The sequence below is a fragment of the Nocardia sp. NPDC006982 genome, from assembly GCF_042869435.1.
GTDB lineage: Bacteria > Actinomycetota > Actinomycetes > Mycobacteriales > Mycobacteriaceae > Nocardia.
In genome coordinates this window covers 120,520-143,219 of the sequence record NZ_JBIAFV010000009.1, presented here as the reverse complement: position 1 = coordinate 143,219, position 22,700 = coordinate 120,520, and the positions used below count along the sequence as shown (strand labels likewise).

The 22,700-nt window shown below is 65.1% G+C and carries 27 protein-coding genes; 15 read left to right on the top strand and 12 right to left on the bottom strand.

What is annotated here, in order from left to right; all coding sequences use genetic code 11:
* Window positions 1–32: 32 nt before the first annotated feature.
* Together ACFYOW_RS31280 and ACFYOW_RS31275 are read left to right on the top strand one after the other, a co-directional pair.
* Window positions 33–842 (top strand): NAD(P)-dependent oxidoreductase, encoded by an 810-nt coding sequence (locus tag ACFYOW_RS31280; protein WP_387293665.1) that lies wholly within the window; start codon window positions 33–35, stop codon window positions 840–842.
* A 177-nt stretch (window positions 843–1,019) separates the two neighbouring features.
* Window positions 1,020–1,988: an NAD(P)H-dependent flavin oxidoreductase gene (locus ACFYOW_RS31275; RefSeq protein ID WP_387293664.1), complete on the top strand. Its 969-nt coding sequence runs from the start codon at window positions 1,020–1,022 to the stop codon at window positions 1,986–1,988.
* A 269-nt stretch (window positions 1,989–2,257) separates the two neighbouring features.
* Here ACFYOW_RS31275 and ACFYOW_RS31270 read toward each other — a convergent pair whose 3' ends face one another.
* Together ACFYOW_RS31270 and ACFYOW_RS31265 are read right to left on the bottom strand one after the other, a co-directional pair.
* Window positions 2,258–2,473, bottom strand: a complete 216-nt coding sequence (locus ACFYOW_RS31270) for a DUF397 domain-containing protein (protein WP_387293663.1) — start codon at window positions 2,471–2,473, stop codon at window positions 2,258–2,260.
* The gene (locus ACFYOW_RS31265) at window positions 2,470–3,357 is read right to left on the bottom strand and encodes a helix-turn-helix domain-containing protein (RefSeq protein WP_387293662.1); all 888 of its coding nucleotides are present in this window, start codon (window positions 3,355–3,357) and stop codon (window positions 2,470–2,472) included. Before ACFYOW_RS31265 ends, ACFYOW_RS31270 begins: the two co-directional genes overlap by 4 nt.
* A gap of 264 nt (window positions 3,358–3,621) precedes the next feature.
* Here ACFYOW_RS31265 and ACFYOW_RS31260 point away from each other — a divergent pair, with 264 nt between their 5' ends.
* The 7 genes from ACFYOW_RS31260 (at window position 3,622) to ACFYOW_RS31230 (ending at window position 6,562) form a co-directional block, all read left to right on the top strand.
* Window positions 3,622–3,969, top strand: a complete 348-nt coding sequence (locus ACFYOW_RS31260; RefSeq protein ID WP_387293661.1) for a hypothetical protein — start codon at window positions 3,622–3,624, stop codon at window positions 3,967–3,969.
* Window positions 3,969–4,310: a hypothetical protein gene (locus tag ACFYOW_RS31255; RefSeq protein WP_387293660.1), complete on the top strand. Its 342-nt coding sequence runs from the start codon at window positions 3,969–3,971 to the stop codon at window positions 4,308–4,310. Before ACFYOW_RS31260 ends, ACFYOW_RS31255 begins: the two co-directional genes overlap by 1 nt.
* Before the next feature lie 18 nt (window positions 4,311–4,328).
* Window positions 4,329–4,583 (top strand): hypothetical protein, encoded by a 255-nt coding sequence (locus ACFYOW_RS31250; RefSeq protein WP_387293659.1) that lies wholly within the window; start codon window positions 4,329–4,331, stop codon window positions 4,581–4,583.
* A gap of 15 nt (window positions 4,584–4,598) precedes the next feature.
* On the top strand, window positions 4,599–4,769 hold the full coding sequence (locus ACFYOW_RS31245) for a hypothetical protein (protein WP_387293658.1): 171 nt from the start codon (window positions 4,599–4,601) through the stop codon (window positions 4,767–4,769).
* A gap of 171 nt (window positions 4,770–4,940) precedes the next feature.
* On the top strand, window positions 4,941–5,921 hold the full coding sequence (locus tag ACFYOW_RS31240) for an Rpn family recombination-promoting nuclease/putative transposase (RefSeq protein ID WP_387293657.1): 981 nt from the start codon (window positions 4,941–4,943) through the stop codon (window positions 5,919–5,921).
* Between the two features lie 65 nt (window positions 5,922–5,986).
* Window positions 5,987–6,196, top strand: coding sequence for a hypothetical protein (locus ACFYOW_RS31235; protein WP_387293656.1), 210 nt, complete (start codon window positions 5,987–5,989; stop codon window positions 6,194–6,196).
* A 63-nt stretch (window positions 6,197–6,259) separates the two neighbouring features.
* Window positions 6,260–6,562 (top strand): hypothetical protein, encoded by a 303-nt coding sequence (locus ACFYOW_RS31230; protein ID WP_387293655.1) that lies wholly within the window; start codon window positions 6,260–6,262, stop codon window positions 6,560–6,562.
* Here ACFYOW_RS31230 and ACFYOW_RS31225 read toward each other — a convergent pair.
* The 7 genes from ACFYOW_RS31225 to ACFYOW_RS31195 form a co-directional block, all read right to left on the bottom strand.
* On the bottom strand, window positions 6,537–7,721 hold the full coding sequence (locus tag ACFYOW_RS31225; protein ID WP_387293654.1) for an acyl-CoA dehydrogenase family protein: 1,185 nt from the start codon (window positions 7,719–7,721) through the stop codon (window positions 6,537–6,539). The genes ACFYOW_RS31230 and ACFYOW_RS31225 overlap by 26 nt on opposite strands.
* A gap of 270 nt (window positions 7,722–7,991) precedes the next feature.
* Window positions 7,992–8,402: a PaaI family thioesterase gene (locus tag ACFYOW_RS31220; protein WP_387293653.1), complete on the bottom strand. Its 411-nt coding sequence runs from the start codon at window positions 8,400–8,402 to the stop codon at window positions 7,992–7,994.
* Window positions 8,403–8,437: 35 nt separating this feature from the next.
* Window positions 8,438–10,009, bottom strand: a complete 1,572-nt coding sequence (locus ACFYOW_RS31215; RefSeq protein WP_387293652.1) for an AMP-binding protein — start codon at window positions 10,007–10,009, stop codon at window positions 8,438–8,440.
* Window positions 10,002–11,594: a class I adenylate-forming enzyme family protein gene (locus ACFYOW_RS31210; RefSeq protein ID WP_387293651.1), complete on the bottom strand. Its 1,593-nt coding sequence runs from the start codon at window positions 11,592–11,594 to the stop codon at window positions 10,002–10,004. Before ACFYOW_RS31210 ends, ACFYOW_RS31215 begins: the two co-directional genes overlap by 8 nt.
* Window positions 11,584–13,098 (bottom strand): class I adenylate-forming enzyme family protein, encoded by a 1,515-nt coding sequence (locus ACFYOW_RS31205; RefSeq protein WP_387293650.1) that lies wholly within the window; start codon window positions 13,096–13,098, stop codon window positions 11,584–11,586. The genes ACFYOW_RS31210 and ACFYOW_RS31205 overlap by 11 nt, the downstream gene beginning before the upstream one ends.
* A complete protein-coding gene (locus ACFYOW_RS31200; RefSeq protein ID WP_387293649.1) occupies window positions 13,095–13,892 on the bottom strand; it encodes an enoyl-CoA hydratase/isomerase family protein in 798 nt (265 codons plus the stop codon). Before ACFYOW_RS31200 ends, ACFYOW_RS31205 begins: the two co-directional genes overlap by 4 nt.
* Window positions 13,889–14,692, bottom strand: a complete 804-nt coding sequence (locus ACFYOW_RS31195; RefSeq protein WP_387293648.1) for an enoyl-CoA hydratase/isomerase family protein — start codon at window positions 14,690–14,692, stop codon at window positions 13,889–13,891. Before ACFYOW_RS31195 ends, ACFYOW_RS31200 begins: the two co-directional genes overlap by 4 nt.
* Window positions 14,693–14,805: 113 nt before the next feature.
* On the opposite strand from ACFYOW_RS31195, the gene ACFYOW_RS31190 reads away from it, so the two are divergent.
* Both ACFYOW_RS31190 and ACFYOW_RS31185 read left to right on the top strand, forming a co-directional pair.
* Entirely contained in the window at window positions 14,806–15,516 is a 711-nt protein-coding gene (locus ACFYOW_RS31190) for a PaaI family thioesterase (protein ID WP_387293647.1), read from the top strand.
* On the top strand, window positions 15,516–16,412 hold the full coding sequence (locus ACFYOW_RS31185) for an enoyl-CoA hydratase/isomerase family protein (RefSeq protein WP_387293646.1): 897 nt from the start codon (window positions 15,516–15,518) through the stop codon (window positions 16,410–16,412). The genes ACFYOW_RS31190 and ACFYOW_RS31185 overlap by 1 nt, the downstream gene beginning before the upstream one ends.
* Before the next feature lie 112 nt (window positions 16,413–16,524).
* Here the strand turns inward: ACFYOW_RS31185 and ACFYOW_RS31180 are convergent, their stop codons facing one another.
* Together ACFYOW_RS31180 and ACFYOW_RS31175 are read right to left on the bottom strand one after the other, a co-directional pair.
* A complete protein-coding gene (locus ACFYOW_RS31180; RefSeq protein WP_387293645.1) occupies window positions 16,525–17,334 on the bottom strand; it encodes an enoyl-CoA hydratase/isomerase family protein in 810 nt (269 codons plus the stop codon).
* A gap of 96 nt (window positions 17,335–17,430) precedes the next feature.
* On the bottom strand, window positions 17,431–17,820 hold the full coding sequence (locus ACFYOW_RS31175; protein ID WP_387293644.1) for a VOC family protein: 390 nt from the start codon (window positions 17,818–17,820) through the stop codon (window positions 17,431–17,433).
* Between the two features lie 132 nt (window positions 17,821–17,952).
* Here ACFYOW_RS31175 and ACFYOW_RS31170 point away from each other — a divergent pair, with 132 nt between their 5' ends.
* The gene (locus ACFYOW_RS31170; RefSeq protein WP_387293643.1) at window positions 17,953–18,303 is read left to right on the top strand and encodes a hypothetical protein; all 351 of its coding nucleotides are present in this window, start codon (window positions 17,953–17,955) and stop codon (window positions 18,301–18,303) included.
* 81 nt (window positions 18,304–18,384) lie between these two features.
* Complete coding sequence (locus ACFYOW_RS31165; protein ID WP_387293642.1) at window positions 18,385–19,275, top strand: alpha/beta hydrolase; 891 nt, start codon at window positions 18,385–18,387, stop codon at window positions 19,273–19,275.
* Window positions 19,276–19,495: 220 nt separating this feature from the next.
* Here the strand turns inward: ACFYOW_RS31165 and ACFYOW_RS31160 are convergent, their stop codons facing one another.
* A complete protein-coding gene (locus ACFYOW_RS31160) occupies window positions 19,496–20,317 on the bottom strand; it encodes a S1 family peptidase (protein WP_387293641.1) in 822 nt (273 codons plus the stop codon).
* A 57-nt stretch (window positions 20,318–20,374) separates the two neighbouring features.
* Between ACFYOW_RS31160 and ACFYOW_RS31155 the strand changes: the two genes are divergently transcribed.
* Together ACFYOW_RS31155 and ACFYOW_RS31150 are read left to right on the top strand one after the other, a co-directional pair.
* Window positions 20,375–21,076 (top strand): response regulator transcription factor, encoded by a 702-nt coding sequence (locus ACFYOW_RS31155; RefSeq protein ID WP_357477356.1) that lies wholly within the window; start codon window positions 20,375–20,377, stop codon window positions 21,074–21,076.
* 152 nt (window positions 21,077–21,228) lie between these two features.
* On the top strand, window positions 21,229–22,161 hold the full coding sequence (locus ACFYOW_RS31150; RefSeq protein ID WP_387293813.1) for an ATP-binding protein: 933 nt from the start codon (window positions 21,229–21,231) through the stop codon (window positions 22,159–22,161).
* Window positions 22,162–22,700: the final 539 nt, after the last annotated feature.

The window sequence follows — 22,700 nt, the reverse complement described above, 5'->3', positions numbered from 1 at the left end:
GTTGGTCGTGGATCTCAGTGAGGAGTGCGCGTATGTCGCAGGTCATCGGGTTTGTCGGTGCGGGACGGATGGGCGAGCCGATGGTGGTTCGGCTGGTGCGTGCGGGCTATCGGGTGGTGGTCCATGCGCGCCGTGAACCGGTACGGGAACGGTTGCGCGAATGTGGTGCGGAGGTAGTGGATTCGGTGGTCGCTGCGGCCGCGGCGGCCGATATCGTGATCGTCTGCGTGTTCTCCGACGCGCAATTGGTCGAGGTCGTGGGCGGTGCCGACGGCGTGTTGGCGGCGGCAGGCCCGGATACGGTTGTGGTGTCGCATACCACGGGCGCGGTGTCGACGGTAAAGGATTTGGCCGCAACGCATCCGGACGGACCGGTGCTGTTGGACGGGCCGGTGAGCGGTTCGGCCGAAGATATCGCGGCGGGCAAGCTGACGGTGCTGCTGGGCGGTCCGGCGTTGGCGGTGGAGGCGGCGCGCCCGGTGCTCGAAGCCTACGCCCGAACGATTGTGGCCACGGGCGGGCTCGGCAGCGCATTGGGCGTGAAACTGGTGAACAACGCGCTGTTCGCCGCGAACGCACAGCTGGTGGCGCTCGCGGCGGAGGTCGGCAGGCGATTGGGCATCGAGGACAACGATTTGCTGGATGCGCTGGCGGCGTGCAGCGGTAACAGCTTCGCGGCCAGTTCGATTCGGCGCTCCGGGGGATTCCCGAAATTCGAACGGTTGGCGGCGCCTTTCCTGCGCAAGGATGTCGCGGCCTGTGTCGCCGCGACAGCCGATCTCGGCGTCGATCTCGGGCTGCTCGGCACTGTCATCGCCGACGGTCCCTTCGATCTCGGCTGACGCCGAAGCGGCCGGATGCCAACGCATCTCGGCCGCCGCGAGCAGATCCGCTACTCGACAATCCCGCGGTGCTGGGTTGGCGACCGTGTCGCATGATCAGCGCGATGACGAACGTGACCAGCACCGACCCGAACGTGCAACCACATTGATCTGTGTGACGTGAAAGTGAAGTGCAGGATGACCAACGAAGCCGTGGCCGGGTTTCTGGACCGCTTCCGTATTCCGCTCATCGCCGCACCGATGACGGGGGTATCCGGCTTGGAACTGGCGGTGGCAGCGGCCGAGAGTGGCATCGGAGCCTCGTTTCCGGTGCACAACGCCGCGTCATCGGCCGATGTGGACCGGTGGCTGTGCCACCTCGAGCAGCGCGCGGGCCTGATCATCCCGAATCTCGTCGTGCACCGGACGAATGCTCGGCTGGCAGCCGATCTCGCCGTCATCACCGCCCATCGGGTACCCGCTGTCATCACCAGCGTCGGATCGCCCGCCCAGGTCGTCGGACCGCTGCACGACGCCGGTGTGCTGGTCTTCTCCGATGTGGCATCCATGCGTCATGTCGAGCGTGCGATCGCCGCGGGTGTCGACGGACTGGTACTACTCACCGCAGGCGCCGGAGGGCAGACCGGATGGGCGAACCCACTCGTCTTCATTCGCGCGGTTCGCCGGATCTGGGACGGTCCGCTGGTGCTCGCGGGCGGCATCACCGATGGTGCCAGCCTTTTCGCGGCCCTGGCCGCCGGTTGCGATCTCGGCTACATGGGCACGCCCTTCATCGCTACCGCGGAGAGCGCCGCGCACGAGTCCTACAAGCAGGCGGTGGTACGTGCATCGATGGACGATATCGAGCTGACCAGCGCACTCACCGGCCTGCCGACCAGCATGATCCGGGTCGATACCGCAAACGCCGAAACGCACCGTGCCGAAACCGGATTCGATGCCGCCGAGCTAGGGCAGGGCGACCAGCAGCAATCATCGGTCCAGGCGCAGATGTTCAGCGCGGGCCACGGCGTGGCCGGGGTACACGATGTCGTCGCCGTCGCCGAACTAATCGACCGCGTCGAACGCGAATTCACCGCGGCGCGCACCGGGACATTCGGTGGCCGCACGCCAGGCCGTCGACAACCAGCCGAGAATGTCCTTCCGTAACCCCATCTCCCCACCCGATCGCAGCGGTGGGATTCGTCGCTGGCGCGCAACAAGCAATGCGCGTCCCAGCCTCGGGATGTTCCGCGCACCACTTCGCGTGCCGCGCATGGGTTCACCCCGCGATTTCTTGCGCGGTGTGACAAAGCCGCGGTAGCGCAGGTCGATTCCGAGGCAACCTATTTGGACGTGGGGCCATTACCAGAAACAGTAACGGCCTCAGTCCATTGCGTGTTGGACTGAGGCCGCTACCCGCGATCAGTTCGAGGTTGTTACGCCGTGGGGCGGGTGAACTCACCGTCTTGTACGCCTGCGGTGAAGGCGTCCCACTCGCCGGGAGTGAATACCAGTGCCGGGCCGGTCGGATTCTTGCTGTCGCGAACCCCTATGCCACCGCCGTCCAGGAATGCCACCTCCACACATTCGTGGTTTCCGGAGCTGCGGGTGCTCTTGAACCATTTCGCACCCGCTAGGCGGTCATCGCTCACTGTCTCGAGTCCTTCCGTGCTACCTGCCGCAGCAGTGCCCTACTGGCCACCGCATCCAGCGCTGTGTGCTGGATCGTCGCAGACGCCCGCCGGTGCAGCTCGACGTCCGTCTCTTCCTCAAGGTACATGTCGCCGGAGTAGTTCTCGACGTAGACGACGGTCGGTTCGGCTACACCGTTCGGTTTGGGTTCGAAGTCGAGGATTACGAACGGTCCGACTGGTGTGCCAAGTGGAAATCCTGCCTTGAACGGCAGGATGCGGATCGAGATGTTCGGCTGTGTGCTCATGTCCGCAAGATGTCGGCACTGAGCCGCTGTGATCGCCTCGCTTCCGACGATTGTGTGCAGAACACATTCGTGCAGGATGAGATCGACAGTGACCGCCGACTTCTTGCGGGTGAGGATCTTCTGCCGCTGCATCTTCAACTCGATCCGGCGCTCATGCTCCTCCTCGGATTCCTTCGGGAAGTGGATCCGGTTCAGCGCGGCGGCGTAGTCGGCCGTTTGGAGTAGGCCGGGCACCAGATCGGGTCGCCAGATCTCCATCGACCGCGCGTCGGTCTCCAAGCGCATGTACACGTCGAGGTTGGCTCGAATGAGATCGTTGTACGGGTTGTACCAAGTCTTTTCGGCCACCTGCCGAGCCAGCTCGATCATGGCCGCGACTTCATGGTCCGGAATTTCGAGGATCTTGCCGAGCTCGACGAGATCCCGGTCCAGCACCTTGCCGGGTTCTCCTCGTTCGAAGCGCGCGTACCTACTGTGGCTCCACTGCATCGCTTTCGCGACCGCCTCCTGGGTGAATGACGTATTCGCCTCGCGCTGTCGGCGCACGAACTGCCCCAGCTGGCGTCGTGGCAGTGAAGTGTGTCCCGCAAAGACCATCGCAGCTCCTTGGCACTATCAGAAATGACAGGGGTCGACAGCCATAGTGGCAGGCGCCCTGCGGTTTTGAATCACTTTCGGAGAGATGCTGATTCGGCAGTGTCATTTTGACGGTCGAGTGATCTGATGGAGACGCCCGGGCGGAAGGCTTTGATGCGAGATCCCGCCCGCTGGCTCGACGGTTCCATCCCATTCGCGGACGGGTGCCCAAAGACTCGGTACGACCGGAGGCTCGCAATGATAACGAACAAGCAAGTGGCAGAAATGGATACACGCCGAAGTGCCCGGCCGAAAGCTATCGGATTCGTGCGCGGTGACGTGTCCGGACTCGCGGCGCCCGAGCACGCGAGCGCCGTGGCGCGGCACGCCGAGTCGTTGGGCTATCAGTACGTTTACACGATACGGCCGCCGCAGGATACGCCCGATCCGATCGGATACGCCCTCGGTATTGCGGCCGGGCTCGATGTGGCCGCGCTCGTTGTCTACGACCTGGCTCATGTCGATGATCGACCGGCACGGGTATGCGAGGACTTCGATCTCGAAACCGTCTGTCCCGCAACCACTTGGGCACGGGCAGCGCGTCCGGGGGCATGTGCGGTGGGTGCGGCGTGATGAGCCGGGAACTCACCTTCACCCTGCCGGAGATCTGCGAGTACGCGGACATCGAGCTGGCGCAAGAACTGATGCGCAGGCACCGTACCTGCCGGATTCATCGGTGCGCGTGGAAGGCGGCGGCGTACTACACGCTGGTCGATGCCGGACGGCTCGTCCCGCAATCGGTGACCCCGCGCGAGCGGACCGCCGCCCGGGGGATCGCGTTTCCTCCGTTGGACAGCGAGCCGCACGCTCCCCGTGGGCTGCCCCTGCGCACATTGCACGAGGTACTGGACAAGCTCAACGAGCTGGCATCGCCGGTCTCCGGCGCACCCGCGAACGATCACGACACTGACTGACTTCGACGGGGGTCCGGAATGAGCGAGCGTCGCACCGAGGTCGACGGCTGGCACGCGGACTGGCGGATCGATCGCCACCGCATTCGAATAATGCTGGTGCGCAACCTATCCGAAGCACAGCCGCTGCTGTGCGCCGCGACACCTGCCGTCGCACCGGATCTGGCCGACCTGCGCGAGCGATTCCCGGAGCTCTCACGGTTATGGGATGCGATCCGGCACGAATATTGGGTCGAATTCTTTGTCCCCCAAGAACATTCACAGGGCACTATCTAGCGAAAGGAGTATCCGGTGACTTCCGATCCGGAATCGGTCCGAGAGCAGCAGCTCGCCAGTCGCGCCGAACGAGCGGGCTACCTGCTGGTGCGCGATCAGCGCTGGACACTGCTCGACGCGGAAGACGGCGAAGCGCTGTATTCGACAGCGTCACTGGACCTCATCGAGCAATGGCTGTCCCAATGACACATCCGGCGGATACCCTCCGCGCCCCGGCAACTCGGTTCGCCGATAACTGTCCGGCAATTCGACTCATCATCGGCGGTCCGGGACGAGCAACCCGGGGCGTGAATCAGCCTGGCGTGCAACGTCACTCGCCCGGCCGCCGTGTCGGTGGGCGGTAGTACGGTGCGCCACATGGCCGCGAACCCGCACGACGCCTACTTCCGCAATGTGCTCGGCCGCCCCGCCGAGGCGGCCTCGGAACTACGTCTGGTATTGCCGAAGGAGATTGTGGCGCGCCTGGATTGGTCGACGCTCGAGGTGCAGTCGGGAACGTTCGTTTCCGATGAGTTGCGGTCCCGCCAGAGTGATCTACTGTTCCGGACCCGCCTCGGCGGCCGCGACGCATTCGTCTACATCCTGTTGGAGCATCAGAGCCGCAGTGACAATCTGATGCCGTTCCGGATGCTCGAGTACATAGTCAACATCTGGAACCACTACCTGCGCTCGCAGCCCGATGCTCGACTGCTGCCCCCGATCATTCCGGTTGTCGTGCATGTTGGCCCGAACGGATACCGATGGACGGCCCCCATGGACGTGGCGGATCTGATCGACGCTGACGCCGACGTCCGAGCGGCGCTCGGAGACTACCTGCCACGGTTGCGGTACGTACTCGACGACGTCAATGCCGTCGATTTGCCCGCACTACTGCGACGGCCGCTGACACCCGCGGCCAAAGTGATGCTCTGCCTGCAGAAGATTGTGTCGGGCAACCCCGACCTGGTCACGCAACTGCTGCTTCTACGCCCCGAACTGCGGGCCATTATCGGAGGTCCAGGCGGGAAACAGGCCTTCAGAGCCCTCGTGCAGTACATTTTGTTCGTCGGCGATATAGACGCCGACGACCTCGATCCCCTCACCGATCAACTCGGGACCGAAGCCAAGGAGGTCATCGTGACTACTGCTGACAAGTTGCGCGCAGAGGGTGAAGCGCGTGGGGAGGCACGCGGTGAAGCCCGTGGTCGGGCGGCGGCATTGATTGAGCTGTTGACGTTGAAGTTCGGACGGTTGCCCGTGTCGATTGAGCAGACTGTTCGTGATGGTGGGTTGGAGCAGTTGAAGGTGTGGACCGCGCGGGTACTCACGGCGAGCACTCTTGATGACGTCCTGGCCTGAGCGGTCGCTGCTCGCTCGCGCCAGCGCGGACCGATCAACTCGGGACCGAAGCCAAGGAGGTCATCGTGACTACTGCTGACAAGTTGCGTGCAGAGGGGGAAGCGCGCGGTGAGGCGCGTTGGCGTGCGGAGACGTTGATCGAGCTGGTGACCTTGAAGTTCGGTCGGCTGTCTGTCTCGGTGGAGCAGGCTATTCGTGATGCCGGGGTGGAGCAGTTGAAGGTGTGGACAGCGCGGGTGCTAACGGCGAGCAGTCTGGATGACGTCCTGGCCTGAGTGGGCGCTATTTGACTGCCCAGTGCGGACCGATCAACGCGGCCCGAAGCAAAGGAGGTCATCGTGACTGCCGCCGACAGGTTGCGTGCAGAAGGTTACGCAGAAGGCGAAGCGCGTGGTGAACTGCGCGGTGAACTGCGTGGGCGGGCGGCGGCGTTGATCGAGCAGTTGGAGTTGAAGTTCGATCGGCTGCCTGTGTCGGTGGAGCAGGCGATCCGTACTGCCGGAGTGGAGCAGTTGAAGGTGTTGACGACGCGGGTACTGACTGAAAGCTGCCTCGACGATGCCTTGGCCCTGAGCGGGATTTCTGCTCCTGTCGCGCTGCCGACGCTGGATTCGGTTAGCGACCGCGCTGGGCGTTCTTGACGAGTCCGCCGCCGATGATCAGGCGCTGGATCTCGCTGGTGCCTTCATAGAGTCGCAGCAGTCGGACATCGCGGTAGATGCGTTCGACGGCGACCTCGCGCATATAGCCGGTGCCGCCGTGCACCTGTACCGCCAAATCGGCTACCTTGCCTGCCATTTCGGTGCAGTACAGCTTTGCGACCGATGGTGCGATGCGCCGGTCCTCGCCTGCCACCCAACTGCGCGCCGCATCGCGGACCAGCGCCCGGCCCGCCATGACCCCGGTCTGCATGTCAGCGATCATGGCCTGCACCAACTGGAACTCTCCGATCGGGGTGCCGCCCTGGGTGGCTGTCGCGGCGTAGGCCACCGATTCGTCGAGGGCGCGTTGTGCGGCGCCGACCGCGAGCGCGGCGATATGGATCCGGCCTCGGGCCAGCGAGGTCATCGCCGCGCGGTAGCCGATATCCTCGTTGCCGCCGACCAGCGCCTCGGGACCGACGCGCACATCCTGGAATCGCACCTCCGCGGTCCACGCGCCCTCCTGTCCCATCTTGCGGTCCTTGGGCCCTACCTCGACGCCGGGGGTGTCGGCGGGTACGAGGAATACCGCGATGCCGGCGCCGTTTTCGTCGGCCGGGCGGGTGCGCGCGAAGGCCACGAACAGATCCGCCACTGGGGCGTTGGTGATGAATCGCTTCTCGCCGTTGATGATCCAATCCGTACCGGCACTGACCGCCGTACTCCGCAACGATGCCGGATTGGAACCCGCCCCGGATTCGGTGAGTGCGAACGAGGCCACCACCGCACCGGAGGCGATGGGCTCGAGCCACCGAGACTTCTGCTCCTCGGTGCCGAATCCGACCAGTACCTGGCCCGCGATCCCGTTATTGGTCCCGAACATCGACCGCAACGCGAGTGTGGTGTAGCCGAACTCCATCGCCAATTCGACGTCCTGTGCGAGATCGAGGCCGAGCCCGCCCCATTCCTGGGGGATGGCGTAGCCGAACAGCCCTATGGCCTTGGCCTGTTCGACGACATCGTCGGGCATCCGGTTCTCTTCGGCGATCTCGCGCTCTCGCCCCACGACGACGGTTCGCACGAACTTCCTGGTCTGAGCCAGGATTTCGCGGAAATCCTCCGATGCGACCGCGCTGCCGCCGGTGGACGAACTCGTCATGACATGGCCTCCTGGTTGACCGCTCGGCAAGTGTAGACAACCATTACTGTAATGCCAGCGGTATTGAATACGGTAACGCTCGGTCACCTAGTGCCGTGTCCAGATAGCTTCTGCCGTATCGCTGCGCGTGCCCGGGGTTCGTCGAATGTAGTCGAATGGTGGTCGCCCACGGCGAATTCGACCGCCGTATCACTACGCTCGGCCAGTTGCTGGAGGCGGATAGCGCAGTAGGGAATCTGGATGCGGCACCAGAATTGTGATGGCGCTCGGCTACGGCTCTGTGGCACCGGTGTTGAAATCGACCGTGGCGAAATTGACGGTCGCGAGTGCGGCGACCTCGTCACCCGGCATTCCCCGCACTTCGACTTGCACGACGATGGACCGCTTACCCGCGTGCACGATCTTGGTCACGGCGCGCGCCGCGCCGTCGGTAATGGCGCGGAAATAGCGCACACTCAGATCCGAGGTGACCACGCCGCCGCCGTTCGGCCGTGTCGCCAATGCTGCCGTGCCCGCGGCGATATCGGCCAGTGTTGCGATGAGTCCGCCCTGTAGTCCGCCCGAGGTGTTGACCACGTGTGGGGCGACCGGAAGCTCCCAAATGGGTGAGTCGTCAGTGCCGCCGTTTCGGTGGAATCCGATGTGGTCGAGTAGCCCACTGATCGCTTGCATCGCTGTCATGTCTTCGCTCACTTTGTCGTCGAACGCGCTGTATTTCAGTTGCTGCCGAGACGTGACAGCAGGTCGCGCAGGCCCGTGATATCGACCTTGCCCGTCGATCCGCGCGGGATACCCTCATCGGATTCCAGCAGCAACCAGATCGTCGGCATTTTGAAGGCACTGAGCCGTTGCCGGGCGTCGGTGCGCAGCCGATCGATGGCGATATCGCCCACCACGGCCGCCGCCACCTGATCACCTTGGCCCTGAACGACATTGGTGACGAAGGCGTTCTCGACACCCTCGATACCACGCAGGGCCTGCTCCACTTCGCTGGGATAGACACTGGCGCCGCTGACCTTGAACATATCGTCGGAGCGGCCGTGATAGAACAGGAAGCCGTCTTCGTCGAGACGGCCGAGATCTCCGGTGGGGTAGAAGCCGTCGACGGTCAGCAGGTCTTCGCGACCGCGTCGGCATATGCCGCGCAGCGTATGCGGTCCCCGGAGTTGGATCTCGCCCACTGTGCCCGCGGGTGCCGGGCTACCGTCCATCGGATCGATGATGCGCACTTCCATACCGGCGAACGGTCGACCGCAACTGCCTGTCGCGGTGTCGGGCATATCGGTGTCGGCGCGGTAACCGCAGTAGGGGCCGAAGGATTCGGTCATGCCGAACAAGTTGGCGCGCGCACCGGGTCGCGAACGCTGCTCGGGCGGCAGCAGTGCCTCGAGGCTGCCGGGCCGCAGCGCCGAGAGGTCGGCGCCGATCGTATCCGCTTGGCGCGCCAGTGCTTCGGCCTGATCGGGCCAACCGCGAAAGAGGGTGACCCGCTCGCGTTCGAGCAGTCGCAAGGTGGTTTCCGGTCGCGGAATCGCCTCGGTGATCAAGGCGGCTCCGGCCAGCAGCGCGGACAGAATGCCACCGCCGAAGCCACCCACCCAGAAGAAGGGCATCGGCAGGTACAGCCTGGTGCCGCCGTGGATGCATCGGCCGGCGAGTCCGGAGCGTACGGCCCCGAATGCATTACCGTGCGAGTGGATTACCCCCTTGGGCAGACTTCGGCTACCGGAGGTGAACATGATCGTGAGCGGATCGGCGGCGACGACAGTGTGTGCCAAAGCGACCGCGACCTCGGTGGCTGTTTCGGTGGCAGGCAGTTCATTCACCTGATCGACCGTCCATACCCGCCGTAGCGCGGGTAGCGCCGGGTTTTGGATCGGCGCGTCCTCGGGTAGTCCCAGCTCGGATCGAAGGCCTTCGACGTAGCGGTGCCCGTGGAATTCTTCCACCGCGATGACGAATTCCACTGCGGCGACGCGTAATTGCGCTACGAGTTCTGGGGTCTTCAGCAAGGTGCTGAGCGGGACCAGCACCGCACCGATACGCGTGAGCGCGACCGCGAACTGCACCCAGCCGACGCTATTGGGCATGATCAGCCCAACCCGGCTGCCTTTGGCGACACCGGTCTCGACGAATGCCGCGGCCAGCTCGCGTGTCGTCGCGTCCAGTTCGGCGTAGGTCAGCCGCGTGGTCGGATCGATGACCGCCGCATCGGCTGCATTGTGGTCGGCGCGCAGTCGCAGCAGTGCGTCGACGGTGCGTGCGCTCGCGGCGACGTCCTCAGGCATCGAACATCTTTCGGAGTCGTTGGACATCGACCTTGCCGCTGGAGAGCATCGGTATGTCCGCGGCGCGCGCGAACACGAACCGTTTGGGGATCTTGTACGCCGACAGTTCCGATCGCAGTCTTTCCCGCACGTCGTCGATGGTGCCGCCGTTCGGTGTCACGATCACCGCCGCGACCGTCTGACCTCGATCCGGATCGGGAATGCCGAGCACATGCGCGGTGGCTGCGGTGATCTTGGTGATGGCCTTCTCGACCTCACCGGGGGAAATGTTCGCGCCCGCGGTCTTGATCATCGAATCGTGTCTGCCGATGAAGTAGACGAAGCCCTCGGCGTCGACGCGCACCAGGTCACCCGTGTGAAACCAGCCGTCGGCGTCGAAACTCTCTTCGCGGCTGCGTTTGTAGTAGCCCTGCATGACATAGGGCCCGCGGATGCACAGCTCGCCGATTTCGCCGGTCTCGATTTCGGCACCGGTGCCCGGGTCGACGATCCTGATGTCGAATCCGGGTGCGGGTTTGCCGAATGATCCGCGGCGCTGCTCCGGCTGATCGGATTCGTCACCGCTGAGCAGCACGACACTGCCCGCCTCGGTCATGCCGAGCATATTGTGGCGCAGCTCGGGGTCGTGGGGGCGCACTTCCTCGGCCATGATCGGGTACAGGTTGCCTCGGCGCATGCTGGACAGATCGCGATCGGCGTAGCTGGGGTGCCTGGTGAGGTGTGCGATGGCGGCCGCGAAACCATTTGTCATCGTTGGCTTTTCGGTTTCGAGCAGATCGAGGGTCGCACCGGCGTCGGTGGCGTTCGAGCACACCAGCGTCGATCCGGCGACCAGGGTCGCCAGCAGCCCGAAGGCGAATCCGCCGATCCAGAAGAACGGCGAGTTGCAGAACAGGATGTCCGCCTCGGTGAGTCCGCGGATTTCGTTCAAATTCCTCTGGTGGTCGAGCAGGGCGGCGTGCGTGTGCACGACTCCCTTGGGCGCGCTGGTGGATCCGGAGGTGTAGATGATCGTCAGCGGGTCCGAGCCGTCGACATCGTTCTCCATCGCGGTCAGCAGCGCTGGGTCGACGGACTCGGCGAACTGGGCGAGGCCCTCGATGCTGCGGACGCGGTAGAGGTCCGTGCGGTAGCTGATCGCGACGTGGCGCAGTTGGGGGACCGTACTGCAGAACAGCCTGCCCCCGGAGCCGAATTTCGAGCTGGTGAGCACTTCGGTCAGCCGTCGGACGTAATCGTGGGAGCGAAAGCTGTCGGCGGCCAGCAGAATTCGGATATCACCGTCGACCAACTGCTCGCGTATCTCCATGGCGGTAGCGAATGTCGAGAACGGGACGATCACGGCGCCGATCCGCGCGGCCGCCAGCGCGCCGACGACGAAGTCGGCGCTGTTGGGATACAGCAGACCGATGTGGGTGCCTTTGCCGGCCCCGAGCGCGATGAGTCCGCGGGCGAGCCGGGCCGAGCGGCGCTGCGCTTCGCCATAGCTGAGGCGTTCGTCATCGCAGATCAACAGCGGATGATCGGGGCGGGTTCGGGCGTGCCGATGCAGCTGCTGCGCCACGGTGCGGGACTCAATGGCCATTGTCGCCTCGCGCGGCAGTCGCCGGTTCGGTGAAATGCCGTCGCACCGCGCTCAGATCCGCCTTACCGGACGGTGTTCGCGGAATGGCGTCGACGATGGCGATCCGAGTGGGAATCTCATAGGCCGCCAGACGAGTTCGCAGGAACGCGACCAATTGGTCTGTTTCGGTGGTCGTGCCCTCGCGCAGTTCCACCATGGCGACCGGCGTCTCGCCGAGACGCTGGTCGGGCCGGGCCACCACCGCCGCGCCCTGCACGGCGGGATGGCTTTCCAGGGCGCTGCGCAGATCCTCGGGCATGATCTTGAACCCACCTCGGATGATCGCCTGATCGGCCCGCCCCAGGATCCAGAGGAATCCGTCGGCATCGATGCGAGCGATATCGGTGGTGCGGATCCAGTCCGCAGCCGGACCCAGCTGTCCTGGGATGACCTCGAGCAGACCGGGCTGGTCGGCCCCGAGGACCCTGCCGTCCTCGTCGACGACCCGCAGCTGAGCGCCGCCAGTCGCGCGACCGACGCTGCCGCGCTTGGCATTCCAGTGCTGCTGGTGATCCGCCACCGTCCAGCCCGCGACGCCGCCGCCGAATTCGGTTGCGGCATAGGACGTCAGGACGGGGATACCGAACTTCTGGTAGAAGGCGTCTGCGTCGGCGGCCGACAACGGCGCCGTTCCCGAGGTGACGACGCGGATGCCCGCGAGATCGTCCTTGCCCAGATCCGAATGCAGCACCGTGCGCAATGCGGCAGGCACCAGCGATACCGCGGCCGGACGATGCGCGCGCACCGCTCTGGCCCAGCTGGCGAGTTCGAACCGTGGCAACAGCACGAACGGCCGGGCCTCGGTGACGCACTGCAGTATTCGGAATATGCCGCCGATATGGACCAGTGGCGCGTTGACGATCGCGATACCGCGTCGTGGTTCGGTCGGTGGCGTCGCACGGGCCGGGTCGGTTCCGAGCACGCTGCGCGCCAGCATGTCGTAGGTGATATCGACGCGCTTCGGCGGGCCGGTAGTCCCGCTGGTCAGCATGCGCACCGCCACCCCCGGCTCGGCAGCACCGAAATCGTGCGGATGCCCGGTTGAATGCGGCTCCACGTCCAATTCCGAGATCGACACCGTCGCAGTGCCCGATTCGGGCGCGACCAGCGCCGCGAGATCGCTGGCACGACCGATCACCAGCGGTAGCCGCAGCGCCGCGATATCGGCTCGGATCCGGTCGTCACCGCGTGCCGGATTGATCACCACGACGCTGCCGCCACCCAGCAGGACGCCCAGAAACGCGGCCACATGCTCGGGCCGATTGCGCAGCAGAATGCCGACCTGCCGCGGCCTCGTTCCGGGCGCGGCGGTGTAGGAGCGGATGCGACGTGCCATATCGGCGAGCAGTCGCCAGGAGAACCACCGATCGTCGTATTCGATGGCGGGCGCGTCCGGGCGCAGGTCGAGCACATCGGCGATGCGTCGAATGAGGGCATGATCGTCGCCGGGGTTATCGTTGGTCATCGGATCCTCGGTTCGGTCGGAACGCGCTGTGGCGCAGTGCCGTTGCGCTCGTCGGCCAGTTGGGCGGTACCGATCGGATTGCCGAGCCGCGTGTAGATGAGTCCGTGGTCCAGCGCCGCTCGATAGGGCTTGTCGAGTGATTCCCAGATCGCTTTGACTGTGCCCTGCGTGGCCGCGGGTGGTTTGGCGGCGACGGTGGTGGCGATCTCGTGCGCGCGGGACCAAAGTCGGTCGCGCTCGACCACTTCGGTCACGAGTCCGATGCGCAAGGCGGTTTCGGCGCCGACGCGTTCGTCATTGCCCATCAGCGCCATGCGCAAGGTGTCGCCGAGGCCGACGCGGCGCATGAGCCCGACGGGTTCCAATGCGGAAACCAGGCCCGCCGACACATGCGAGTCGAAAAAGGTTGCCTCGGACGAGCAGATCACGATGTCGGCCTCGTTGACGAAATAGAACGCGCCCGCGGTGCAGAGTCCGTGCACGGCGCAGACCACCGGCTTCCACATCTTCTGCCACTTCGGGCTGAGTGCCTCACCGGGATCCTCGTGATGCCACACACTGGCGGGCTGCCCATAGGGCTTCGTGATATCCAAACCGGCACTGAATGCCCGATCACCCGCCGCACGCACCACGACGGCGTGCACTGCGTCGTCCAATTTGACGGTATGCCAGGCACGTTCGATTTCCTCGCACATGGTGCGATCGAAGGCGTTGAGGCGATCGGGCCGGTTCAAGGTGATGGTGGCGACCCGGTCGTCGGGATCCACCTCGAGCAGAATGGTTTCGAAACTCATCGGCACTGCCAATCCGGGGTCCGCTTCTCGATGAAAGCCTTGGGTCCCTCGAGCGCGTCCTGGGTGCGGGTGACGCGCTCGCGGAACGATTCGGCCAGCATCTCCGCTTCGTGCAGCGGCACGTCCAGGCCCTTGACGATGGCCAGGCGGGTGCCCCGAACCGCGAGCGGCGCATTGCAATTGACGATGTCGGCGATCTCGTGTGCGCGCTCGAGCAGCCGCTCGTGCTCGACAACCTCGGTGATCATCCCCAAGTCATAGGCGCGCTGCGCGCTCATCCGTTCGTGCTTGCCCATCAGCGCCATGCGCAGCGCGACCGAACGCGGCAGCACCCTGGCCAGGCGCACCACCTCGCGGCCCGCGACCAAACCGATGCTGACGTGCGGATCGAAGAAGCTCGCGCGCTCCGAGGCGATGACGATATCCCCGGTGGTGACCCAGTCGAGTCCTGCGCCGCAACACAATCCGTTGATCGCGGCCAGGATCGGTTTGGTCATGGTGCGAAACGGCGGTGTGCCCTCCTGCGGTGCTTCCCACTGCTCATAGGTGGACAGATACGGCCGTTCGTTGATCACCTTGCCGTCGCCGGGAATGGCCTTCACGTCCGCGCCGGTGCAGAAGGCCCGCCCGGTGCCGGTGACGATGATCGTCCAGACCTTGTCGTCGTGCTCCGCCTCGTCGTAGGCGGTGCGCAACTCGGTGATCATGTGCGGGCTGAGCGCATTGAGGGCGTCCGGACGGTTCAGTGTGACGGTGGCCGTATGCCCGTCGACGTCGTATCCGATGGTGTCGAACGGCATGGGAGTCCTTCCTGAGCACGGCTGCTTCCGCACTACTGATGCATATACAGTAGACAGTACCGTTAGGCTTCTACAAAGGTAGCGGATACGCATCGACGACGAAAAGAGCTCCGATGGCCGAGCATGGGCACACACCCCCGAGCGGCGCGACGGCCGCCGGCCGATCGGCGATTCGTTTCGGCGAGCAACCGCTGCCACAGACCATGGCCGCTGCCGCTGCCATCCGCAGGCTCAGCGGGTTGCTGCTGTCGTTGGAACATCCCCATCCGACCGTCGACACCATGCTCGGGCGATTCGCCGAATGGGAGCGCGAACTGCGCCTGGCGGTCCCTCCCGATCCGGCGCCGCGAGTCGGTGTGGACCAAAGTGCTTCGCAGCGGGTCTATCTGGACCACGCGTCGGATATCGGCGCATACAATCCCTGTTTCCCGGAGTACCGATTCGACCATCTCGGCATCGACGCGGGCGCAGGGCGGGTCACCTTTCCGCTAGTGCACGAGGGGCCACCCGGGCTCGTGCACGGCGGGTTCCTCGCGGTCTTCTTCGACGCCGTCGTCCAGCACCAGAGCTGTGCGGTCGGCCTGACCGGCAAGACCCGCTCGCTGAATGTCACCTACCGCCGTCCGACGCCGATTCTCGTCGAGCTGCGATTCGAGATCGTCCGGTCGGTGGGGGAGACCGGCATCGAATCGATAGCGCGGCTGATTCTGGAAGACGAGGTGCTGTGCACAGCAGTCGTCCAGACCGTCGCCTTGCCGCCCGAGCGGCTGACCGGGGCGCGATACGGAAAGCGATCCCCGAAAGAAAAGGAAGAGACACACTGATGACCAGTTCGAGCGCCGCCGACGGCCGCGTGCTCTACCACGTGGACCCCGACAAGAGGATCGCCACTGTCACGCTCAACAATCCTGGTCGGCGCAATTCCTACGATGCGGCCATGCGCGACGGACTTGCCCTATATCTGGACCAGGTCGCCGCGGACGACGACATCACCGTCGTCCTGCTGCGCGGGGCGGACGGAGTGTTCAGCACCGGCGCCGATATGAGCAACGCCTACGGCTGGTACGGCGAGAGCGCCGGAAACGGCAAGCAGCCGACCAAGAGTCGGCCCAGCCAACGACGACGGCTGACCGTGGACCGCAAATCGTTCGACTTCTACCACAACTTCCTCGGCTTTCCCAAGGTCACGGTGGGCGAGATCAGTGGCTACGCACTCGGTGGCGGTTTCGAAATGGCACTGATGACCGATATTTCGGTGATCGCGCGCGATACGAAAATCGGTATGCCCGCGACTCGCTTCCTCGGTCCCGCGCTCGGCAGCCTGCATATGTTCTTCCACCGGCTCGGTCCGGTGCTCGCACGCCGCCTGCTGTTGACCGGCGACATCATCGAGGCGGGCGATATCGAACATCTCGGCGTCTTCACCGAAACATGCGATCCCGCAGCGGTAACCGCTCGGGCGCGGTACTGGGCCGAAAAGGCGGCGAAGATGCCTGCCGATGGTGTCGTCATTGCCAAGGAGGCGTTTCGGCTCGTCGAGCAGAGCCAGGCCTATCAAGGCGAGGAAGTGGCCAGCTATCTCTTCCACGCATTCGGGACCAATCTGCAATTCGCCCCCGGCGAATTCAACTTCGTCAAGACGCGCGCGGAGCACGGGACCAATGAGGCATTCCGGCTGCGGGACGAACACTTCCATGTCCCGGAACCCGAGGCGCCGTAGCGAGTCGGCTCACGAAGGCTCCGGCGGGATTGATTCTCGCCGGGTCTTGGCATCATCGAGATGCATTTCAGACCGTATTTTCGGGGGAGGTGGTGGCGTCCGCGGTATTTTGCTATCGACCCTGGAAATACGGTGGGCGACGCTGCTGGAAGGCGGCTAGGCCCTCCTTGAAATCTTTGGTGCGGCAGGCGAGTTCGAGGGCGAAGAGTTCGTGGTTGAGCGCTTCGGGCAGGGCGGTGTGCTGGTTGTGATGGATGGCCTGTTTGGTGAGTCCATAGGCGATGGTCGCCGTCGCGCCGAGGCGGGTGAGCAAGGCCTCGGTGTGCTGTTCGAGTTCGGCGGGGTCGGTGACCTGATGGATCAGGCCCCAGTCGGCCGCGTCGGTGGCCTCGACCTTCTCGCCCAGCAGCAGTAGCCGTTTGGCTCGGGTGAGGCCGACGAGGCGCGGCAAAAGCCAGGTGGATCCCGTGTCCGGGCTGAATCCGCGGGCCAGGAAGGGCTCCCAGAAGACGGCATCGGTCGCGGCGATGGTGAAGTCGGCCGCGAGCGCGAGGTTGCATCCCATACCCGCCGCCCAGCCGCGGACGGTGCAGACCACGGGCAGCTGAATGGTGTGGACGAGTTCGATGACCCGGTGTGCGGTATGGGGTATGCGCCGGACGAGGTCACCGGTCCTGGCGCGGTTGCCTTTGCTGTTGGTAGCGACCCAGTCCACGCCAGAGCAGAAATCGTTGCCTGCGCCCTGGATGTGGATGACGCGCAAGGTGTCATCGGTAGCGGCGGCGGTGAGCACGCCGACCAGATCATCGATCATGGTGGGGCTGAGCGCATTATGACGGGCAGGACGGTCCAGGGTCAGGCGCAGCAGGGAGCCGTCGCGGTGACTGTGCACCGTGCCGTCGGTAGTGTCGTCATCGCTCACTGTTGTACCCGCGCCTTCTCCGGCCGCTTACGGCCGGCACCATACTGTTAGATATACAGTATCTAATACTGTCAGGTATGGCGATCGTGCGCTTACTCAGGGGATGACTTGGCCGATACCGAGCAGGTTGCCCTCGCTGTCGCGGAACCACGCACCCCGCTCGGCACGTCCCTTGCTCGGATAGTTGCCCTCGATATCCATGATCCCGTTCACGGTACCGTCGTACTCCTCGAACACCACGCCACGGGCACGCAGGTCCGCGACGGTTGCCTCGATGTCATCGACGTAGAAACCCATTTGGGTGAACGAGCCGTCCGACGCACCGGCGGAGGCGAACAGGCAGAAGACACCCGTGGCGCCTTCATAACGCAGGCCGCCCTCGCGTTCCTCGACCGGTTCGAGGCCGAGTTTCTCGGCGTACCAGCGGCGGGCTCGGCCCAGGTCCTCGGTGGGTATGCGGGCTTCGATGTGTGCGTTTCTCAGCATCCTCGTCATGGTAGCCAGCCGGATGCACGGTATCGGTCAGATCGCCGTTGCCTCGATTTTCCCTGCCGACGACCCTGCGTGCTGGAAGACTCGTGGGTCGAAACGGTCACCGTGATTGAGGGAGTTTGCGACGTGGAGGTCGTGTACAACATCGTCGTCGTCGCCCATCTGCTGGGTATGGCGGCGGTTGTCGGCGGGTATGTCGCCGGGCAGCCGGGCGTATCCGAGCTGATGGTGTGGGGTGCGCGGGCACAGCTCGTCACCGGTCTGATCCTGGTCGGTATGGCCGATTCGATCGATTCGCTCGGCAAGGATCCGAATATGGCGAAGATCGGCACCAAATTGGTCATCTCGGTGCTGGTTGCTGCATTCGCCGAGATCGGTCGTGCGGATGCCAAGAAGGGGAAGCCGGTGCCGTGGATGACGCACGCGTCCGGTGGTTTGGCGATCGTCAACGTATTCATCGCGGTGCTGTGGACCTGATCTGCTGGGGCGCACGGACTTCGACATCGCGCCACCCGCGCCGTACCTTCGTTACAGGACGGAAGTAATGGAGGGCATCGGATGCGGGTCGATATCGAATTCACCAGCGGCGCAGTGACATTGCGGGGCTGGCTCTTCAGGCCGGAGGCGGCGTCGGGACCGGTCCCGCTGGTGGTGATGACACACGGCTTCGCGGGCGTCAAGGAATGGGTTGCCCCGTTCGCGGAAGTGTTCAGCAAAGCGGGCCTGGCTTGTCTGGTGTACGACCACCCTGGATTCGGGACATCCGATGGCGAACCGCGTTACGAGGTCGACCCCGTCGCTCAGATCGAGGGCTATCGCGATGCGATCACCTTCGCGCAATCCCTGGAGGGCATCGATCCGGAACGCATCGGCATCTGGGGAACCAGTTTCGCCGGCGGCCACGTGTTGGTCGTCGCGGCGACCGATCGACGCGTGCGCGCGGTCGTGTCGCAAGTGCCACTCACCAACGGCTGGGCCAACTTCCGCAGTCTGGTCCCCTCCATCATGCTGCCCGCGGTCCATGCGGCCATTGCCGCCGACCGGCAAGCCCGCGCCTCGGGCAAACCGCATCAGATGATCAAGGCGGCCTCCGACGATCCCACCGAACTGGTCGCCATGCCTGGTATCGAGGTCTACAACTGGTTGATGGCCAACGGCCCGCAGATCCCCACCTGGCGCAACGAGGTCACCCTCTCCAGCGTCGACAAGTTCCAGTCCTACGCCCCGGAAGCTTTCCTGCGGCGCGTCTCTCCAACGCCACTGCTGATGGTGATCGCCGATCAAGACACTCTGACGCCTAGCGATATCGCCCTGCAGAGCTACGCCGAGGCCCTGGAACCCAAACAACTGGCGCTGATTCCAGGTCCGCACTTCGCCGTCTACGAGGAGCAGTTCGAACGAGCGGCCGGCGTTGCTCGCGAGTTCCTGCTCACCCAGCTGAGCGGATAACGCCTTCGAGCGAGTGGGTCGCGCGGAGCCTGGAGCAGCGAGGGCGACGGCGTCGGCAGGGGCCAGCGTGTGGCCGAGGCCAGTCCACAGCCCATACGCGTGGATGTGTAGTGGCGGCGACGGGTTCGAAGTCGATGAGGGTGAGGCCGTATCTGCTCGACAGTCGGCGCATTTCGGCATCGAGTGCACGAACGGGTAGCCCGGAATTGGAGCCATGAGCTCACAGTGGCCGGAATCCGGTACCGACGGCGTCCGACTGATTCATCTCATCCAGGATTACGCCGATGTCGATCGCGACGGCCGGATCGTGCACCGCCGGCGCGGCGCCGCAGGCGACGTCGAAGACGGTCACGCCGGCCACCACGATCCCGATGTGCCCGATATTCATCCCGATCAGGCGGTCGCCGAGGGTGACCGGCCCGCCCGAATCGCCCGGCCTGGAGCAGAGCTGGCTCCGGAACCACCACTCGTGCGTATCCCACACCACGCCACAGTCGAAGCCGGAGGTCCGGCCGTTCTTGCAGACGATATCGCCCGGTTGCGGCGGTGCGCCGATGCCGCCGATGAAGGTCTGAGCCACTTGGCGGACCGGCGTGACCTTGGTGCGGTCGAATTCGATGACGGCGTAGTCGTTGCTGTGCCCGACCGCGGCGACGGTGCCGATGATGCCCACCTGCTGTGTCTCGGCCTGGACGGACATACCGATGTCGGCGCAGTGTCCGGCGGTGAGTCCGACCATCCGGCCGGCTCTGTCATAGCCGACCGTCGTGACGGTGCATACCGCTCTGCCCTCGATCAGGATGCCCGAGCCGCCGCCTAGTGTCGCCATCTGTGCGGCCGTCGCGTCACCGGGGAGCCCCGAGGGGGCGATGACCGCGATAACCGCGGCCACCAGCACGCGTATCCCGATCCGGCCCATGGCAACCATGTCGCTAACTGTCCGCCGTGGTCGCAGCTTCTCGTGTTCGCTTTCGTTGCAGGTGGGAAACAGTTTGATGTCGCCGGTTGTGTTGTCCTGCTCGAGCGCGCCTGCGGTGCACACGGAATCTCCACAATTGACGCGGGTTCTCTCCACAGCGGGTGGCTAGGGTTTCGGTTCATGGAACAGCACGCGGCGGGCAACGGGCAGGCGGCGCGACGGATTCTGGTGGTCGACGACGAGGTGACCATCGCCGAATCGGTGGCGGTGCGCCTGCGAGCCGAGGGTTTCACCGTCGATCTGGCGCATGACGGTCCGGGAGCGGTCGCGACGGCCGAGGCAGTGGTGCCCGATCTGGTCGTGCTGGATGTGATGCTGCCCGGTTTCGACGGTCTCGAGGTGTGCCGCCGCATCCAGGCCGCGCGCCCGATCCCGGTTCTCATGCTCACCGCGCGTACCGATGAAACCGATCAGCTCATCGGCCTCGGTGTCGGCGCGGACGACTACTTGACCAAGCCGTTCTCGCTTCGTGTTCTCACCGCTCGCGTGCACGCCCTGCTGCGCCGGGTGGATCGCGTCGCCGAGCGTGACGGCGCCACCATCATCGTCGGTGACCTACGCATCGATGTGGACCAGCGTCGTGTCTGGCGCGCCGATATCGAAGCGCAACTCACTCCGCTCGAATTCGACCTGCTGGCTCGCCTCGCGCGCCGTCCCCGCGTGGTGCTGGCCCGGGAGCGATTGCTCGAAGAGGTGTGGGACTGGGCCGACGCCGCGGGCACCCGGGCGGTCGACAGCCATATCAAGGCGTTGCGCCGCAAGCTCGGCGCTGACGTGATCCGCACGGTGCACGGTGTCGGCTACGCGTTGGACGCGCGATGAGCGACCACGCCACCGAGGATGTCGTACGCGCGGGTACGCAGAGGCGCGCAACTGTTTCGCGGCAGCTGCGTGGCATATCGGACGCGGTAGCGGAAGTGGTGCCGCGACCGTTGGATCCGGTGAAATCGATCAAGCTGAAGTTCGCGATTCTGATGCTCGGGTCGGCCGGGGTGGCGTTCGGGTTCTTCCGGCTGCGGATCGGCTGGCTGCCGCCGAAGACGACGATCGCGGCGACGGTGATCGCACTGATCACCTCGCAGATCCTCGCGCACGGCACCACTCGGCCGCTGCGCGAGATGACCGCGGCGGCCAAGCGGATGGCGCAGGGCGACTACACCCGCCGGGTGCGGGCCAGCTCCCGCGACGAGGTAGGCCAACTGGCGGTGGCGTTCAATCAGATGGCCGCCGACTTGGCCGCCGCCGATCAACAGCGCCGCGACCTGATCGCCAACGTCTCCCACGAACTGCGCACCCCGATCACCGCGCTCAATGCGGTGCTGGAGAACATGGTCGACGGCGTATCCGAACCCGACGACAAAACCCTGCGCACCGCACTCGCGCAAACCGAACGGCTCGGCCGACTCGTCTCCGAACTGCTCGACCTGTCCACCATCGAATCCGGCGCCCGCGCCCTCGACCGCGAAGAACTCAGCGTCACACCGCTGTTGGCCGGGGTCATCGCCGAGGCCGAGGTGGCCGCGGCGGCGCTCGGGCGCGGCGTGCGTTTCCGCACCGACGTGCAGCCAAGCAGCGCAAGCGTTTTCGCAGACCGTGCACGTTTGCATCAGGTGCTGCTCAACCTGCTCGACAACGCCGCCCGCCACGGACCTGTGGGCGGGGAAGTCCGCATCGAGGCCCGCGCCGACCGCGGTGGTCTCGTTATCGACGTTCAAGACCAAGGCCCTGGCATCCCGATCGCCGAGCGCGCCACCATCTTCGACCGCTTCACCCGCGGCGGGCGTACCGATGGCGGCGGTACCGGCCTGGGCCTAGCCATCTCCCGCTGGATAGTCGATCTACACGGCGGCACCATAGCCGTCGCCGATCCGGGCTCCCGGATCCGTGTAGTACTTCCCGCCCCGTAACGCATCCCAACGTTCTGCAACCCGGACCACGAGGCCCCGGGACGATCTCGCACACCCGTAGGAAGGCACCTCATGCCAGACCAATCCCACCCATCGCAACCTGAATCACCCATGTCACCCACACCGATATCGGCGCCGAAGGTGCAGGCCGAGTCCGACGCAGCGAACGCTGCCGATTCTTCGGCCGAAGCGGGGACACCGTCCGAGCCCGACAACCTGTCCACCTCCGAATCCGTGGGTGATGCGCCGACCTCAGTCGAGTCCGGCGGTGATTCGGTTGCGGAGACAGTCGAGGCGCCGGCTGCCTCGTCCGCTGAACGGGCGTCGGACGCATCGGATTCGGTAAGCGAGGGTGTGGTGCAGTCGGGCGAACCCACTGGCACGTCGACGGCGGATCGGGGAGTGCCGTCGAGTGGTACGGCGGACACGTCATCAGCAACAGCGTCGATTGCGCCGCCGACCTCGCCGAGTGTGTGGTCGAGCCCGTCGAGTGTGCCGATGAATCCGTCATCGAGTGCGCTACCGCCCGTGATGCCGCC